Here is a 15,693-nt window from a genome sequence, read left to right on the forward strand (position 1 = left end):
AGACGCGATGGGGATCGTGCGGGGAGTGCTCTTCTACGCGCTGAGTGCTTTCCTCCTGGTCCTGCTCTTCCGTCTTGTCATGGACTGGGTCTTCCAGTTCGCCCGCTCGTGGCGTCCTGGGAAGGCCATGGTCGTGGTGCTGGAGGCCACGTACACTGTCACCGATCCGCCGCTCAAGCTTCTTCGGCGATTCATTCCGCCGTTGCGTTTCGGGGGCGTGGCGCTCGACCTGTCCTTCTTCGTACTGATGATCATTGTGTTTGTCCTGAGATCGCTCGTGCTGACTCTGCCGTCTTGAGCGCTGCGACAGGATGCCGGTGTGCCGACGATCACGTTGAGGTGAAGAGATGTCACTGTCCCCCGAGGACGTTCGGAACAAGCAGTTCACGACCGTCCGGCTGCGTGAAGGCTATGACGAGGACGAGGTCGATGCCTTCCTCGACGAGGTCGAAGCTGAGCTGACCCGACTGCTCCGCGAGAACGAGGACCTGCGGGCCAAGCTCGCCGCGGCCACTCGTGCCGCTGCGCAGAACCAGGCCAACATGCGCAAGGAGCAGCAGCCGCAGGACGGCCGCCAGGGTGCTCCCGTCCCCGCCGCCATATCCGGCCCGCCGGTGCCCGGCCAGGGTCAGATGCAGCAGGGTCCCGGCCAGCAGCAGCAGATGCAGCAGCAGATGGGCAACCAGCCGCTCGGCCTGCCGTCCGGTGCGCCGCAGCTCCCGTCCGGCCAGGGCGGCCCGATGGGCCAGCCCAACCAGCAGCAGCTGCAGCCGATGGGCCAGCAGCAGCAGATGCAGCCGATGCAGCAGCAGATGGGCCAGACCATGGGCGGCCAGCAGCAGCTGGTGCAGCCGATGGGTGGTCAGATGCTGCAGCCGATGGGCCAGCAGCAGATGGGCCAGACCATGGGCGGCCAGCAGCTGCAGCCGATGGGCGGCCCGATGGGCCAGCAGCTCGGCGGCCCGATGGGTGCCCCGATGCAGCAGCAGCAGGCCCCCGGTGGCGACAGTGCCGCCCGGGTGCTCGCGCTCGCCCAGCAGACCGCCGACCAGGCGATCTCCGAGGCCCGTTCCGAGGCCAACAAGATCGTCGGCGAGGCGCGCAGCCGGGCCGAGGGCCTGGAGCGGGACGCCCGCGCCAAGGCCGACGCCCTGGAGCGGGACGCGCAGGAGAAGCACCGGGTCGCGATGGGCTCGCTGGAGTCCGCCCGCGCCACCCTGGAGCGCAAGGTCGAGGACCTGCGTGCCTTCGAGCGTGAGTACCGCACCCGCCTGAAGTCCTACCTGGAGACCCAGCTGCGCCAGCTGGAGTCGCAGGCGGACGACTCGCTCGCCCCGCCGCGGATCCCGGCCACCGCCTCGCTGCCGCCGGCCGGTGCCTCGGCGATGAGCAGTCAGCCGTCCTTCGGCGGCCAGTCCTCCTTCGCCGGTGCGGGCCAGCCGTCCTTCGGCGGTCAGTCCTCCTTCGGTGGCGGCAACGGTCAGCCCTCCTTCGGTGGCCAGCCGAACGGTGCCCCCAGCGGCGCCGCGCAGATGGCTCCCGCCGGGATGACCCAGCCGATGGCGGCCGTCCGGCCGCAGCCTCCGCAGCCGATGCAGCAGGCGCCCGCTCCGATGCGTGGCTTCCTGATCGACGAGGACGGCGACAACTAAGCAGTAACCATCGAGGGCGCCCCCGCCGTGACGAACCGTCACCGTGGGGGCGCCCTCGTGTTGGCACACGGCCCGGTAGGGCACATCAGGGGCTCGGGGAACTGCGACGCCGACCTCGTAAAAGGTCACCCGTGCGTAAATGGTCAGGCACTTTCGCTGTTGACCCGCACGCCAGGTAGCGTCGCCGTTCCCCGAGCCCCTGTCGGGGCTTACGCCTTGCGGAGCTGGAAGCTCAGGCCGAGCCCCTCGTCGGTGAAGGTCTCCGAGGTCCACTCCGCCGCTCCCGCGAGGAAGTCGGTGGCGAGCACCTCGTCGGCGACCAGCTGGCCGTGCTCGGCGATCGCCTCGGCGGTCTCCTCGGTGGCGGCCCGCCACCGCAGCACGATCCGGTCGGCGACGTCGAGGCCGGAGTTCTTCCGGGCCTCCTGGATCTGCCGGATGGCGTCCCGGGCGATGCCGAGCCGCTTGAGCTCCGGGGTGATGTGCAGATCCAGCGCCACGGTGGCGCCGGACTCGTTGGCGACCGCCCAGCCCTCGCGCGGGGTCTCGGTGATGATCACCTCGTCCGGACCGAGCTCGACGGTCTCACCGTTCAGCTCGACCGAGGCGGTGCCGGAGGCACGGAGCGAAGCGGCCAGCGCAGCCGCATCGGCCGCGGCCACCACCTTGGCGACGTCCTGCACGCCCTTGCCGAACCGCTTGCCCAACGCCCGGAAGTTCGCCTTGGCCGAGGTGTCGACCAGCGAACCGCCGACCTCCGCCAGCGACTCCAGCACCGAGACGTTCAGCTCCTCGGCGATCTGCGCCCGCAGGTCACCGGGCAGCTCGTCCCAGCCCTGCGCCGCGATCAGCGCGCGGGACAGCGGCTGACGGGTCTTCACACCCGACTCGGCGCGGGTGGCCCGGCCGAGCTCGACCAGCCGGCGCACCAGCGCCATGTTCCGGGACAGCTCGGTGTCGATCAGCGCCTCGTCGGCGACCGGCCAGGAGGCCAGGTGCACCGAGGCCGGAGCGTCCGCGACCACCGGGACCACCAGGTCCTGCCAGACCCGCTCGCTGATGAACGGGGTGAGCGGGGCCATCAGCCGGGTCACGGTCTCCAGCGCCTCGTGCAGGGTGGCCAGCGCGGCCGCGTCACCCTGCCAGAAGCGGCGACGCCCGCGCCGGACGTACCAGTTGGAGAGGTCGTCGACGAAGCCGGAGAGCAGCTTGCCGGCCCGGTGGGTGTCGTACAGCTCCAGCGCCGCGTCCACGTCGCGGACCAGGGTGTTGAGTTCGGACAGCACCCACTTGTCCAGCTGCGGCCGGTCGGCCGGCGCCGGGTCCGAGGCGGACGGGGCCCAGTCGGCGGTGCGGGCGTACAGCGCCTGGAAGGCGACGGTGTTCCAGTAGGTCAGCAGCGTCTTGCGGACCACCTCCTGGATCGCCCCGTGCCCGACCCGGCGGGCCGACCACGGCGAGCCGCTCGCGGCCATGAACCAGCGCACCGCGTCGGCGCCGTGCTGGTCCATCAGCGGGATGGGATCGAGGGTGTTGCCCAGGTGCTTGGACATCTTCCGGCCGTCCTCGGCCAGGATGTGGCCGAGGCAGACCACGTTCTCGTAGCTGTTCTTGTCGAACACCAGGGTGCCGACGGCCATCAGCGTGTAGAACCAGCCGCGGGTCTGGTCGATCGCCTCGGAGATGAACTGGGCCGGGTACCGGCTCTCGAACAGCTCCTTGTTCTGGTACGGGTAGCCGTACTGGGCGAACGGCATCGAGCCCGAGTCGTACCAGGCGTCGATCACCTCGGGCACCCGGGTCGCGGTGGCCGAGCAGGTCGGGCAGGCGAAGGTGACGTCGTCGATGAACGGGCGGTGCGGGTCCAGCCCGCTCTGGTCGGTGCCGGTCAGCTCGGAGAGCTGGGCCAGCGAGCCGACGCAGGTGAGGTGGTTGTCCTCGCAGCGCCAGATCGGCAGCGGGGTGCCCCAGTAGCGGTTCCGGGAGAGCGCCCAGTCGATGTTGTTGTTCAGCCAGTCGCCGAAGCGGCCGTGCTTGACGTTCTCGGGGAACCAGTTGGTGCCCTCGTTCTCCCGGATCAGCGCGTCCTTGACGGCGGTGGTGCGGATGTACCAGGACGGCTGCGCGTAGTAGAGCAGCGCCGTGTGGCAGCGCCAGCAGTGCGGGTAGCTGTGCTCGTACGGCAGGTGCCGGAACAGCAGGCCGCGGGCCTGCAGGTCGGCCACCAGCGCCTCGTCGGCCTTCTTGAAGAAGACGCCGCCGACCAGCGGGACGTCGGCCGCGAAGGTGCCGTCCGCCTCGACCGGGTTGACCACCGGCAGGCCGTACTTGCGGCAGGTGGCGAGGTCGTCCGCGCCGAAGGCGGGGGACTGGTGGACGATGCCGGTGCCGTCCTCGGTGGTGACGTAGTCGGCGTTCAGGACGTAGTGCGCGTCCGGGATCTCGACCAGGTCGAACGGACGCCGGTACGCCCAGCGCTCCATCTCGGCGCCGGTGAAGGACTCGCCGGTGGCCTCCCAGCCCTCGCCCAGCGCCTTGGCCAGCAGCGGCTCGGCCACCACCAGGCGCTCGGTGCCGTCGGTGGCCACCACGTAGGTGACGTCCGGGTGCACGGCGGCGGCGGTGTTGGAGACCAGCGTCCACGGGGTGGTGGTCCACACCAGCAGCGCGGCGGTGCCGGCCAGCGGGCCCGAGGTGAGCGGGAAGCGGACGAAGACCGAGGGGTCGACCACGGTCTCGTAGCCCTGGGCCAGCTCGTGGTCGGAGAGGCCGGTGCCGCAGCGCGGGCACCACGGGGCGACCCGGTGGTCCTGGACCAGCAGGCCCTTGTCGAAGATCTGCTGGAGCGACCACCAGACCGACTCGATGTAGGACGGGTCCATGGTGCGGTAGGCCTCGTCGAGGTCGACCCAGTAGCCCATGCGCGTGGTGAGCTCGGTGAAGGCGTCGGTGTGCCGGGTCACCGAGTCGCGGCACTTCGCGTTGAACTCGGCGATGCCGTACTTCTCGATGTCCTGCTTGCCGGCGAAACCGAGTTCCTTCTCGACGGCCAGCTCGACCGGCAGGCCGTGACAGTCCCAGCCGGCCTTGCGGGCGACGTGGTAGCCCTTCATGGTCCGGTAGCGCGGGAAGACGTCCTTGAAGACCCGGGCCTCGATGTGGTGGGCGCCCGGCATGCCGTTGGCGGTCGGCGGGCCCTCGTAGAACACCCACTCGGGGCGGCCCTCGGACTGCTCCAGGCTGCGCTGGAAGATCTTCTGGTCCTGCCAGAAGGACAGGATCTGGTGCTCCAGGACCGGCAGGTCCACCTGAGCGGGTACGGAGTTGTACGTGGTCATCGCGGGGTCTACCTCCGACGGATGCGTGGACAGCCTTCCGACGGAGGGACGAGACGGCCGGGCCGTCCCGCGGTACCACCCTCCTTGGCCGCGGATGGGGACTGCGGCCYTCTTGTTTGGGCTTGCTACCGGGTCTAATGGGCCGTCAGGCCGTTCTTCCGGTGGCTCCGGGGTGATCTTCCCGCCGCGCACACCCCCGGGCTCACACCATCCCCGGGTCGCTCCTGGCTGCGTACGTCGGTACTCGTCCCATCAGCGCCTTGCAGGCTCAGTGTATCGGGACCGGCAAGGCGTTATGCGCGCCCACACGCGTGGTTAGCGGATGACGATCTGGGCACAACACGGTCAGCACTCGGGCGGCTGCCCGGGTGGGAACCCAGGGCCTTATCGGTATGTCCCGTTGTGGGTGGATTCGATGGGGATTATCGTTCCGGCACCGGAGGCCGCCGGGAACCGGCGGTCCGTTTCGTTCGTAGATGAGGTCGAAGCCATGGCTGAGAAGGCAAGTGGTGCTACCGCCACTACCGTCACCAAGCGGACGCGCAAGGCCGTGGCAGGCGACTCAGGGGAGGGGACCGTGAGTACTACACGGCGGAAGACCAGCACCAGCACCGGACGGGTGGCCGCGACCAGCCGCAAGCACGCCCCGGCGGGGAGCGGAGCACGCGGGGCCGAGTCGGTGGACCCGGCGGAGCTGCCGGTCCGCCCCGGCGAGGAGTCCTGGACCACGGCCGAGGTGGCCGAGCTGCACCAGGAGCTGAACGACGACGCGGACCGGCTGCGCAGCGAGATCGCCGCCGCCGAGCAGGCGCTGGACGGCCTGATGCGGGACTCCAACGACGGCGCGGGCGACGACCAGGTCGACGCCGGCACCAAGAACATCAGCCGGGAGAGTGAGCTCGCGCTCGCCAACAACGCCCGGGACAGCCTGGCCCAGACCGAGCGGGCGCTGGCCCGGCTGGAGGGCGTGGGCTTCGGGGTCTGCGAGTCCTGCGGGCAGGCGGTCGGCAAGGCCAGGCTGCAGGCCTTCCCGCGGGCGACCCTGTGCGTCACCTGCAAGGCCAAGCAGGAGCGCAGGTAACGAGTCGGCCACGGGGGTCGGGCGGTACCGTACGCTCGACCCCAGTACTCGTTCACTCTCGGCAGCGGAGCGGATCATCAGCACTCCAGGCTCTCCCCAGACCCAGGACGACTCCGTCCAGCCCGCCTCGGCCGACCTCGCACCGGCCGAGCCCGCAGCGGTCGAGGCTGCACCGGCGGAGGCCGATTCTGCCGAGGCCGTGGAGGACGCGGTGATCACCCCTGAGGAGCCGGCCCGCCGGGAGGCGCTCCGCCGCCGACGGATCGCGCTGCTGCTCGGGGTGGCCCTGCTCGCCTACCTGATCGACCTGGGCAGCAAGCTGCTGGTGGTGGCCAGGCTGGAGGGGCACCAGCCGATCGACGTGATCGGCGACGTGGTCACCTTCCAGGTAATCAGGAACGGTGGGGCCGCCTTCGGGATGGGCCAGGCGATGACGGTGGTCTTCACCGCGATCGCCACCTCGGTGATCGTGGTGATCTGGCGGATCGCCCGCAAGCTCTACAGCCTGCCGTGGGCGATCGCGCTCGGTCTGCTGCTCGGCGGGGCCCTGGGGAACCTGACGGACCGGCTGTTCCGCTCGCCCGAGGTGTTCCGCGGGCACGTGGTGGACTTCATCTCGGTCCAGCACTTCGCGGTCTTCAACCTGGCCGACTCGGCCATCGTCTGCGGCGGCATCCTGGTCGTGCTGCTCTCCTTCCGCGGCAGCAACCCGGACGGCACCGTGCACCAGGTGACCAAGGAAGACAAGAGCGCGTAGCACCTGGATCACGCCGGGCGCGCAGGCCGTGCGGTCCGGTAGTGGCGCCGGGTCCGGCATACTCGTACGGGTGAGTACCGCAGCGCAGACCCGCAGCCTCCCCGTTCCCGACGGCCTGGAAGGTGAGCGCCTCGACGCCGCCCTGGCCCGGATGTTCGGCTTCTCCCGGACCAAGGCCGCCGAGCTGGCCGCCGACGGGAAGGTCACCATCGACGGCGTGACGGCCGGCAAGTCGGACCGGGTGATGGCCGGTGCCTGGCTGGAGGTCGAGATCCCGGCCCCCGCCGCCCCCGTCCAGATCGTCGCCGAGCACGTCGAGGGCATGCGAATCGTCCACGACGACGAGCACATCGTGCTGGTCGACAAGCCGGTCGGCGTCGCCGCCCACCCCAGCCCCGGCTGGACCGGACCGACCGTGATCGGCGGCCTGGCCGCGGCCGGCTACCGGATCTCCACCTCCGGCGCGGCTGAGCGGCAAGGCGTCGTGCACCGCCTGGACGTCGGCACCTCGGGGCTGATGGTGGTCGCCAAGTCCGAGCGCGCGTACACCGACCTCAAGCGGCAGTTCCACGACCGGATCGTGGAGAAGAAGTACAACACCCTGGTGCAGGGCCACCCGGACCCGATGAGCGGCACCGTGGACGCGCCGATCGGCCGCCACCCCAGCTCGGACTGGAAGTGGGCCGTCACCAAGGACGGCAAGCACTCGATCACCCACTACGACCTGATCGAGGCCTACCGGGCCGCCTCGCTGCTCGACATCAAGCTGGAGACCGGCCGCACCCACCAGATCCGGGTGCACATGTCCGCGCTGCGGCACCCCTGCGTCGGCGACATCACCTACGGCGCCGACCCGACGCTGTCCAAGCGGCTCGGCCTGACCCGGCAGTGGCTGCACGCGGTCTCGCTCGGCTTCGAGCACCCCGGCGACGGCGAGTGGGTGCAGTTCGACAGCGAGTACCCGGAGGACCTGCGCCGGGCGCTCGAGATCATCTCCTCGGAGAGCTGATGGCGACCGAGCTGCGGGTCGCCACCGGCGACGTCGACCTGGCGCTGGTCAAACTGATCCGGCACGAGGTCTTCGTGGTCGAGCAGAGTGTCCCGCCCGAGCTGGAGTACGACGAGTACGACGCCACCGCGGTCCACGTGCTGGCGCTCGGCGACGGGATGGCGCTGGGCACCGGTCGGCTGATCCACGGTGCCGAAGCACTCGCCAAGACCGGGGTCGCCGGGCGGGTGCTGCTCGGCCGCCTCGCCGTCCGCAAGGCCGCCCGGGGCACCGGCCTCGGCGCCGAGCTGGTCCGGGCGCTGGAGCAGGCCGGTCGCGAGCACGGTGGCACCGAGCTGGAGCTGCACGCGCAGGTGCAGGCGCTGGGCTTCTACGAGCGCCTCGGCTACGTCGCCGAGGGGCCGGTCTACGACGACGCCGGAATCCCGCACCGGACCATGACGCGGAAGCTCTGACGCACCGGGTCTGACGCACCGAAAGCTGTGAAACACCGGGGATCCGGGTGGCCTGCGGGCTGCCCGGATCCCTTTTTCTGCCCTTCCAGCTCCCTGCCCGATGTACGCACGGGCAGTGTTTCCGCAGAACCCCCGCGGAGGCCCACCGTGGCTTGAGCATCGGAGGTTTGGAATGCTTCGATGACGGCTCACACGCGCGAATAGGGCTGGGGGTCAGGTGCGCCGGTTGAGTTCGTCGGGCACCGTTCCGGCACTTCAGGACGGTCGGGTGGAGCTGCGCCGCCCGATCGAGGAGGACGCGGACACCCTGCTGGCAGGTTCGCGCGATCCACTGGTCCGGGAGTTCATGCAGGGCGTCCTCGCGCACCCGGACCGGGCGTCGGCGGTGCGCTGGATCACCGAGGTCGCCCCCGGGCTCTGGGCCGCCGACCGGGCCGCGTACTTCGCCGTGCTGGACGGCCCCGGGCCTGCGGTCGGCTGGGCCGAACTCACGGACCTGCGGCCGGACGAAGGCGCGGCCGAGGTCGCGGTCTGGCTGCTGCCGGCCGCCCGCAGTCTCCGGGTGGCCGCCTCGGCGCTCCGGCTGGTCTGCCGATTCGGCTTCGAGCAGCTGGAGTTGGAGCGGATCGACGCCTATGCGGCGGCGGACAACATGCCCGTCCAGGTGGTCGGAGCCTTCATCGGTTTCCGCCGGGCCGGCTTCCGCCCACAGCTGTTCCGCAGCTCCAGCACCCAGACGCTGCACGACGCCGTGTACGCCACCGTGGTGCCCGGCGAGCTCTGCTGACCACCCGCGGGCCCGGCTGGCGGGCCCCCTGCTGACTGCTGATTTTCCAACCCGGACGTTTTTGGGGGCATTGTGTCGGGCACCATTCGCTTCACCGCTGGATCGCGTCAACTGGCCGTCGGCCGCATGGAGTTGACGATCGACGAGGACGGCTCGCTGCTGGTCGAGCGGCAGCTGCCCGAGGGTGACACGGTGCGGTACGGCGGGCTGGACCAGGCGGTGCCGCAGCGGCTGCGCACCGCGCTCCGGGCCACCCCGGGCTCCCCGGCCGGGGAGCCGGTCGCGGACCCGGCCGCCCGTCGGCTGACGGTCGGTGACACCGCCTGGACCGACGGCACCGAGCACCCGGTGCCCCCGGTGGCCCGGCTGCTGGAGGCGCTCGCCGTCCAGTTGCTGCAGCCGCTGGAGTACGGCCAACTCCCGCTCGCCGTCGTCGAGTCGGCAGCCGTTGAGGCCGCCGCCGACACGGTGCTCCCGGCCGCCGCGATCGGCACGGTGGACGGCCTGCCCGCCTACGCGCTGGCCGAGGGCGGCCAGGGCTTCGACCTCGGCCGGCTGCCGGACGGCGGCTCGCTGGGCGGCTCCGACGGCGAGGCGGGACTGCTGCCGAGCGCGGTCGCGCTCGGGGTGGTGGACGACCGGGAGCTGTTCGCGGTCGGTGCGGCCGACGGTGCGGTGCAGGTCTGGGACGCCGCCAGCGGCGCGCTGGTGCACGGTACTTCGGGCGGTGAGGGCGCGCAGGTGGTGGCCGCCGGGCTGGTGCAGGGCGTCCCGCTGGTGTTCTCCGGCGGCCGGCGCGGCGAGGTCCGGGCCTGGCGGGCCGAGGACGGCAAGGGGCTCGGCCTGCTGGAGATCGGCGGCGAGGGTGCCCGGGCGTTGCTGCACGCCCGCTGTGCCGCGGTCGACCTGGTGGTGGCGGCCGCACCCGACGGCACGGTCCGGGTCTGGGACGCCGGCGCCGGGGCCCAACTCCACCTGCTGGTCGGCCACTCGGCGCCGGTCACCGCGCTCGCGGTGCTCCCGCTCGGCGAACAGGCACTGCTCGCCACCGGCGGCCAGGACCAGGACATCCGGCTCTGGGACCTCGCCACCGGGCGCCAGGTCGCACTGTTCACCGGCCACTCGGCCACCGTCACCGGTCTGACCTTCACCGAGCTGGACGGCCGCCCGGTGCTGGCCTCCTGCGCTCTCGACAACACGCTGCGCACCTGGGACGTGTACGCGGCCACCGCGCTCGGCGGCCGCCCGGCCGGCGGCAGCTGGCTGACCGCGCTGGTCACCGTCACGGTCGGCGGCCAGGAGCTGCTGGCCAGCGGCGACGAGCACGGCCGGATCCGCCTCTGGGAGACCAAGGGCGGTAAGCCGGTGGGCAGTTACGAGCCCGAGCGGGCGGACGGCACCGGCCCGGTGCCGGTCAACGCGCTGGCGGTCGGCGACCTGTACGGGCGCCCGGTGCTGGTGGCCGGCTACGGCGACGGCAGGGTCCGGCTCTGGGACGTGGCGGCCAGGACCGAGCTGTACGTGCTGGACTCCGACGGCGGCCCGGTCGGCTCGGTGGCGGTGCTGCCGGCCGAGGGCGAACCGGTGCTGGTCTGCGGCACGGTGGCCGGCGCGGTGCGCTGCCACCGGCTGAGCGACGGCGTGCCGCTCTCGGTGCCGACGCCGCACACCGGAGCGGTCACCGCGCTGGTCTTCGGTGAGCCGGTGCCCGGTACGGCGGCCATCCTGGTCTCGGGCGGGGCGGACGGCACCGTACGGGTCCGGAGCGCCCAGGACGGCGCCCCGCTCCGGCAGTTGGCGGCCCATCAGGACGGTGTGACCGCGCTGGCGATCGGTGAGGTGAGCGGGCGCCGGATGCTGGCCACCGCGGGCCGGGACCGTACCGTCCGGCTCTGGGACGTCGACGGCGGCCAGGCCGGACCGGTCCTGACGGGTCTTCGGGAGTCGGCCGAGAAGCTGACCGTCGGCACCCTGGACGGCCGGGCCGTGGTGCTGGCCGGCTGCACCGACGGCTCCGTCCTCGGTTGGGACGTGATGGGCGGGCACGGCATCGCCGATCTGCCCGGCGGTACCGCGGAGGTCCGTTCGCTGATCTGCCAGGAGCTGGACGGCGAGGTGCTGGTGGCCGCCGGAGACGCCACCGCCACACTGCGGCTCTGGCACCTGGCCAGCGGCGCGCTGGTCAACGAGGCGCCGCTGGACCGCACACCGCTGGCGATCGCCTTCGGCGAGACCGGTCTGTACGTGGTCGGCCCGGGTGGCGCCCTCACCCTCTGAGCACCGCCGTCCGTTCAATCGTTCCGAATTGCCTAGGGGTTGGGAAGCATGGCAGGGGATTCCTTCAATATCGACCTGGATGAGGTCGAGGCCGCCGCCACGATGATCCAGCGGATGCACGACGACCTCGAAGAGGCGTACATCAAGCTCTCCACACTGGTCGCCACGGTCAAGGACGACATCTACGGCACCGACCTGGTGGGCAAGTCGCTGGGCGGGGCGACCGCCTCGGTGATCGGGCTGGCCGAGCAGCAGAAGAAGACCCTGGAGGGCTTCAAGGCCTTCCTCGCGAACACCGCCCAGGTCGCGGGCAACCTGAAGATGATGAGCGGTAGTCACCGCGAGACCGACACCGAGCACGCCGACCTGATCAACAAGATCGGTGACGGAACGGACATCCCGCTGCCGCCCCCGCCGTCGGCGGGCACCGGACCGGGGTACGTCTCGCCGACCAAGGGGCCGGACCTCAACTACAACCACGCGGGTGACCGCCCCGAGCCGAAGCCCGCGCCCACCTACGGCCGCCCGCAGGTGATGTGAACCCGTCCCGTCGTCATCCCTCCGTGCATCAGCGTCGACCAGGAAACGAGTGACCACCGGTGAAGAAAGAGCTGCCTCCTGAGCTCGCGGACGTGCTCAAGACCTTGCACAGCAGCGAGCAGGGCGGGGACGTCCAGTTCCCCGACGGCAACGAGGAACGGATCAACGACCTGGCGGCGGCCTGGAAGACGTTCAACGAAGTCGCCGACGTCCGGATCCGGACCATCTGGGCCCATGCCCAGCGTGCCTGCGAGCACATGTCCGGTGAGGCGGCGCAGAGTTACGAGCGCTATCTGGAGAAGTACGGCGTCGGTGAGGGCTCGCACGCCGGGACGATCCTGACGGCCGGAAAGATGGTCGAGGCGCATCTCACGGGTGCCGCCGCGGCGATCACCGACACCAAGACCACGATGATCAACCAGCTCGAGTACGCGAAGAAGTACATCGAGCAGAACCCGGCCGGCAAGAAGGACGACATCGCCAAGTCGGCGGGCGTCAAGTCGGCGGTCGAGGCTTACCACACGTACGTCAAGGACGTCACCGGCAGCGTCGACACGATGCTGAAGGCCGGTGCCGACCACGGAGCGGCGACGGAAGCCGCGACGCAGATCGCCAACCTGGCCGGCGGCAAGGTGCCCCCGCCCGGTGGGGACACCCCGCCGCCGACCAAGATCGACTCGGCGCCGCCCGGTGGCGGTGCCGGTGGTGGCGGTGCGGGTGCGGGTGCGGGTGGCGGTGGCGCGGGCTCAGGCGCCGGTGGCGGCGGGGCCGGTGGTGGCGCGGGTGGTGGCGGCGGCGCTCCCAAGCCGAAGCCGTACACGCCGCCGAAGGTGCAGCCGTACAAGCCGCCGGCGACCAAGAACCCGTACCTCGGCGGCAACGGTCTCGGCCCGGACGGGAAGCCGCTGTTCAAGACCGCGGTCCAGCCGCCCGGCCTGAACCTGGCCGGTCACCCCGGCTACCAGGGCCTCGGCGACGGGTCGATCACCCCGTACTCGGGCTCCGGCGGCGGTGGCGCGGGCGCGGGCGGTGGTGGCGTCGGTGGTGGCGCGGGCGGCGGCAGTGCCTTCGGCGGTGGCGGTGTCCCGGGTGCTGGGGCGTACGGACGCGGTGGTGGGCTGGCCGGTGCGGGTGGTGCCGGGGCCCGTGGCGCCGGTGGTGCGGCCGGTGGTGGCCGTGGCGGCATGGCGGGCGGTGCGGCCGGGGCCGCGTCGGGTCGTGGCACCGCCGGTGCGCCCGGTGCGGGCGCGATGGGCGGTGGCGCGGGTGGCGGCAAGGGCGGTGGTGCCGGTGGCGGCAACCGTTTCCTGCGGCCGACCCGGCTGGGCTCGGAGGAGGAGAAGGAGAAGCGCCGCCGCGATCGTGGGGTCGTCGGCGGGGAACAGGTCGACCACGAGGCGGGTGACCCGCACTTCGAACGGATGCGGCGTCAGTGGCTGGACGAAGCTCGTGGGGGCTCGTCCGGCGAAGCCGCTGCTGCGGCTGCGGCGGCTGCCGCCGCTCAGCCCGCGGTGGGCGGGAGTGGCGATCTGATGACCCAGTTGGCAGGCGCACTGCTGGGCGCCGAGCCGACTGTGGCCGAGGCCGGGGCGGAGGCGGGCGGAGCTGTGACCTCCGCCGACTCCCCGGTCGCGTCGACCGGTGGGACGGTGGCCCCGGAAGGGACGACCACCGCCCCGCCGGCGGCGCCCGCACCGGAGGAGGAGTACCTCGACCGGGCGCGCTCGGTGGCCGAACGGCGCGGACGCCCCGACGAGGAGGGCCAGGTGACCGAGGCCCCTGCGGCCGTCGTGGAGCCCACACCGATCCGGCAGGAAGGCGGGTACGACGTGCCCAGCCCGTTCCTGCGCGCGGCGCTGACCCGGATCGCCGCCGGCGCCGGCGCCGAGGGTGGTGGAACGCCCAGGCCGTGACCTGGTTCCGGTTCCCCTGAGACCGGGCGGCGGAGGACCTCCAGCCCTCCGCCGCCCTCCGTTTTTTGCCCAGCACCCGTACCCAGCACCCGCACCCCGCAGACTCGATGAGGGACCGTCATGGAAGAACAGCCGCAGTTCCGACCGGCCGAACAGGTGGGGACGCCCCTACGACGAGCCGTCATGGAACCCCAGGCTGCGCCGCTCTGGGGCGGCGGGGACGACGTGATCCCGGCGGAGCGGTCGTTCGAGCGGCTGACGCCCGTGCAGGAGGCGGCGGAGCCGCTCTTCACGCCGGTGGAGCGGTCGTCGGAGCGCATCATGCCCGTGCAGGAGGCGGCGGAGCCGTTCTACACGCCGGTGGAGCAGGCCTCCGAGCGCATGATGCCCAAGCAGCAGATGCACACCATGGCGGGGGAGGACCCGTTCGGGACGGTCACGGAGGCGCGGTCGAGCCTGGCCGGCGCGCCTGACGGGACCGTCCCGGCGATGCAGATGGGTGTGCCTGCGGGTGAGGCGGGGATGGCGGTGCCGAAGGTCGGTGCCGATGGGACTTTCCCGGCGATGCAGATGGGTGTGCCTGCGGGTGAGATGGGGATGGCGGTGCCGAAGGTCGGTGCCGATGGGACTTTCCCGGCGATGCAGATGGGTGTGCCTGCGGGTGAGGCGGGGATGGCGGTGCCGAAGGTTGGCGCCGATGGGACCTTCCCTGCGATGCAGATGGGTGCCCCTGCGGGCGAGGGCGTGACTGCCGCGCTGAAGACGGGCGCCGACAAGATGGTCTCCAAGCAGGCCCTGTCGGCCAGTTCGCCGAGTGGCAGTGCGGGGGCGGGGTTCGTCGCAATCCCCGAGCAGTACCGGGCGGCCGCCGGGCCGGTGCTAGGGGTGGCCGACCAACTCAAGGAGACGTACACCAGCCTGAGCGGCTACTTGAGCGGCATGCACGGCACCGCGCCCTGGGGCAACGACGACGACGGCAAGACCTTCGCCGACGGCGAGGACGGCGAGCCGGGTTACCTCGGCAACGAGAAGGACATTCTCGATGGCCTGAAGCTGCTCCCGGAGATCGTCGAGCGGATCGGCAAGATCCTCAAGGGACTTGGCGACAGCTACGACAACGCCGAGGAGTTCAGCCTCGGCGGGCTCGGCAAGCCCGAACTCCCGCTTCCCGGAACAGGTCAGCCGGACCTGGTGCTGCGGGACATCGCCAACGGCAAGCTCAACGGAAGGCACTGAACCCACCATGGCTGTCGAACTCCCCGAGCCCCTCCAGTGGGTCCTGCTCCTGCTCGCCGGTACGCGGTGGCCCGAGGGCCAGGAAGACCTGATGCGGGACATGGGCCGTCGTTGGCGGGCCGCTGCCGAGACTCTGGACGAGGCCGGCCGGGCTGCCGACTCGGCGGTCCGCCGCGCGCTGGACGGTCAGCAGGGCGCCGCCGCTGAGGGGCTGGAGAAGGACTGGAACAAGCTCGTCCTGCCGGCTGACGGCTCAAAGCCCGGGTTCTTTCCCGGGATGGTGAAGTCCTGCAACGCGATGGCCGACAGCCTTGAGGCGATGGCCAACTCGACCGAGACCGCCAAGATCTCGATCGTGGCGCAACTCGGCATCCTGGCCTTCGAGATCGCCACTGCGGAGGCTGCTGCTCCGGTCACGGCGGGTGCTTCGCTGGCCACCATCCCGGCTTCGATCGCCGTCAGTAAGACGACGGTTCAGATGATCCTGAAGAAGCTGGCGAAGGAGATCATGGAGTACGCGTTGAAGGAGGCCTTCCAGGAGGTCGCCATCAACCTGCTGGCCCAGAGCATCCAGCTCGCGGCGGGCAACCGCAAGGAGCTGGACGGCAAGGAGCTCGGCATGAGCGCCGCCGGCGGCGCGATCGGCGG

The 15,693-nt window shown here is 71.4% G+C and carries 13 protein-coding genes; 12 read left to right on the plus strand and 1 reads right to left on the minus strand.

The annotated features are described in order from the left end of the window. Window positions 1–7: 7 nt before the first annotated feature. Together ACXJMZ_RS32170 and ACXJMZ_RS32175 are read left to right on the plus strand one after the other, a co-directional pair. Entirely contained in the window at window positions 8–298 is a 291-nt protein-coding gene (locus ACXJMZ_RS32170) for a YggT family protein (protein WP_057233071.1), read from the plus strand. Window positions 299–347: 49 nt separating this feature from the next. Beyond that, entirely contained in the window at window positions 348–1,652 is a 1,305-nt protein-coding gene (locus tag ACXJMZ_RS32175) for a DivIVA domain-containing protein (RefSeq protein WP_457033547.1), read from the plus strand. Between the two features lie 209 nt (window positions 1,653–1,861). Here ACXJMZ_RS32175 and ileS read toward each other — a convergent pair whose 3' ends face one another. After that, window positions 1,862–4,990, minus strand: coding sequence for an isoleucine--tRNA ligase (ileS, locus tag ACXJMZ_RS32180; protein WP_457033548.1), 3,129 nt, complete (start codon window positions 4,988–4,990; stop codon window positions 1,862–1,864). A gap of 577 nt (window positions 4,991–5,567) precedes the next feature. On the opposite strand from ileS, the gene ACXJMZ_RS32185 reads away from it, so the two are divergent. The 10 genes from ACXJMZ_RS32185 to ACXJMZ_RS32230 all read left to right on the plus strand — a co-directional run. Then, entirely contained in the window at window positions 5,568–6,071 is a 504-nt protein-coding gene (locus ACXJMZ_RS32185; RefSeq protein WP_457033549.1) for a TraR/DksA family transcriptional regulator, read from the plus strand. A gap of 76 nt (window positions 6,072–6,147) precedes the next feature. Beyond that, window positions 6,148–6,828, plus strand: a complete 681-nt coding sequence (lspA, locus tag ACXJMZ_RS32190) for a signal peptidase II (protein WP_457033557.1) — start codon at window positions 6,148–6,150, stop codon at window positions 6,826–6,828. 70 nt (window positions 6,829–6,898) lie between these two features. Beyond that, window positions 6,899–7,837: an RluA family pseudouridine synthase gene (locus ACXJMZ_RS32195; RefSeq protein ID WP_057233125.1), complete on the plus strand. Its 939-nt coding sequence runs from the start codon at window positions 6,899–6,901 to the stop codon at window positions 7,835–7,837. After that, entirely contained in the window at window positions 7,837–8,292 is a 456-nt protein-coding gene (locus tag ACXJMZ_RS32200; protein ID WP_457033550.1) for a GNAT family N-acetyltransferase, read from the plus strand. Before ACXJMZ_RS32195 ends, ACXJMZ_RS32200 begins: the two co-directional genes overlap by 1 nt. A gap of 268 nt (window positions 8,293–8,560) precedes the next feature. Next, window positions 8,561–9,079: a GNAT family N-acetyltransferase gene (locus ACXJMZ_RS32205; RefSeq protein WP_457033551.1), complete on the plus strand. Its 519-nt coding sequence runs from the start codon at window positions 8,561–8,563 to the stop codon at window positions 9,077–9,079. A 126-nt stretch (window positions 9,080–9,205) separates the two neighbouring features. Next, window positions 9,206–11,356 (plus strand): WD40 repeat domain-containing protein, encoded by a 2,151-nt coding sequence (locus ACXJMZ_RS32210; RefSeq protein ID WP_457033552.1) that lies wholly within the window; start codon window positions 9,206–9,208, stop codon window positions 11,354–11,356. Between the two features lie 48 nt (window positions 11,357–11,404). Beyond that, on the plus strand, window positions 11,405–11,896 hold the full coding sequence (locus tag ACXJMZ_RS32215; protein WP_457033553.1) for a hypothetical protein: 492 nt from the start codon (window positions 11,405–11,407) through the stop codon (window positions 11,894–11,896). A 59-nt stretch (window positions 11,897–11,955) separates the two neighbouring features. Next, window positions 11,956–13,809, plus strand: coding sequence for a WXG100-like domain-containing protein (locus ACXJMZ_RS32220; RefSeq protein ID WP_457033554.1), 1,854 nt, complete (start codon window positions 11,956–11,958; stop codon window positions 13,807–13,809). A 183-nt stretch (window positions 13,810–13,992) separates the two neighbouring features. Continuing rightward, complete coding sequence (locus tag ACXJMZ_RS32225) at window positions 13,993–15,045, plus strand: hypothetical protein (RefSeq protein ID WP_457033555.1); 1,053 nt, start codon at window positions 13,993–13,995, stop codon at window positions 15,043–15,045. A 7-nt stretch (window positions 15,046–15,052) separates the two neighbouring features. After that, the coding region (locus tag ACXJMZ_RS32230; protein WP_457033556.1) for a WXG100-like domain-containing protein at window positions 15,053–15,693 on the plus strand (641 nt) is incomplete at its 3' end.

The organism is Kitasatospora sp. P5_F3 (genome assembly GCF_054049135.1).

Coding starts and splice junctions, on each gene's coding strand:
- ACXJMZ_RS32170 (WP_057233071.1), top strand. CDS start 8: ATGGGGATCGTGCGGGGAGTGCTCTTCTACGCGCTGAGTGCTTTCCTC.
- ACXJMZ_RS32175 (WP_457033547.1), top strand. CDS start 348: ATGTCACTGTCCCCCGAGGACGTTCGGAACAAGCAGTTCACGACCGTC.
- ileS (WP_457033548.1), bottom strand. CDS start 4,990: ATGACCACGTACAACTCCGTACCCGCTCAGGTGGACCTGCCGGTCCTG.
- ACXJMZ_RS32200 (WP_457033550.1), top strand. CDS start 7,837: ATGGCGACCGAGCTGCGGGTCGCCACCGGCGACGTCGACCTGGCGCTG.
- ACXJMZ_RS32210 (WP_457033552.1), top strand. CDS start 9,206: ATGGAGTTGACGATCGACGAGGACGGCTCGCTGCTGGTCGAGCGGCAG.
- ACXJMZ_RS32215 (WP_457033553.1), top strand. CDS start 11,405: ATGGCAGGGGATTCCTTCAATATCGACCTGGATGAGGTCGAGGCCGCC.
- ACXJMZ_RS32225 (WP_457033555.1), top strand. CDS start 13,993: ATGGAACCCCAGGCTGCGCCGCTCTGGGGCGGCGGGGACGACGTGATC.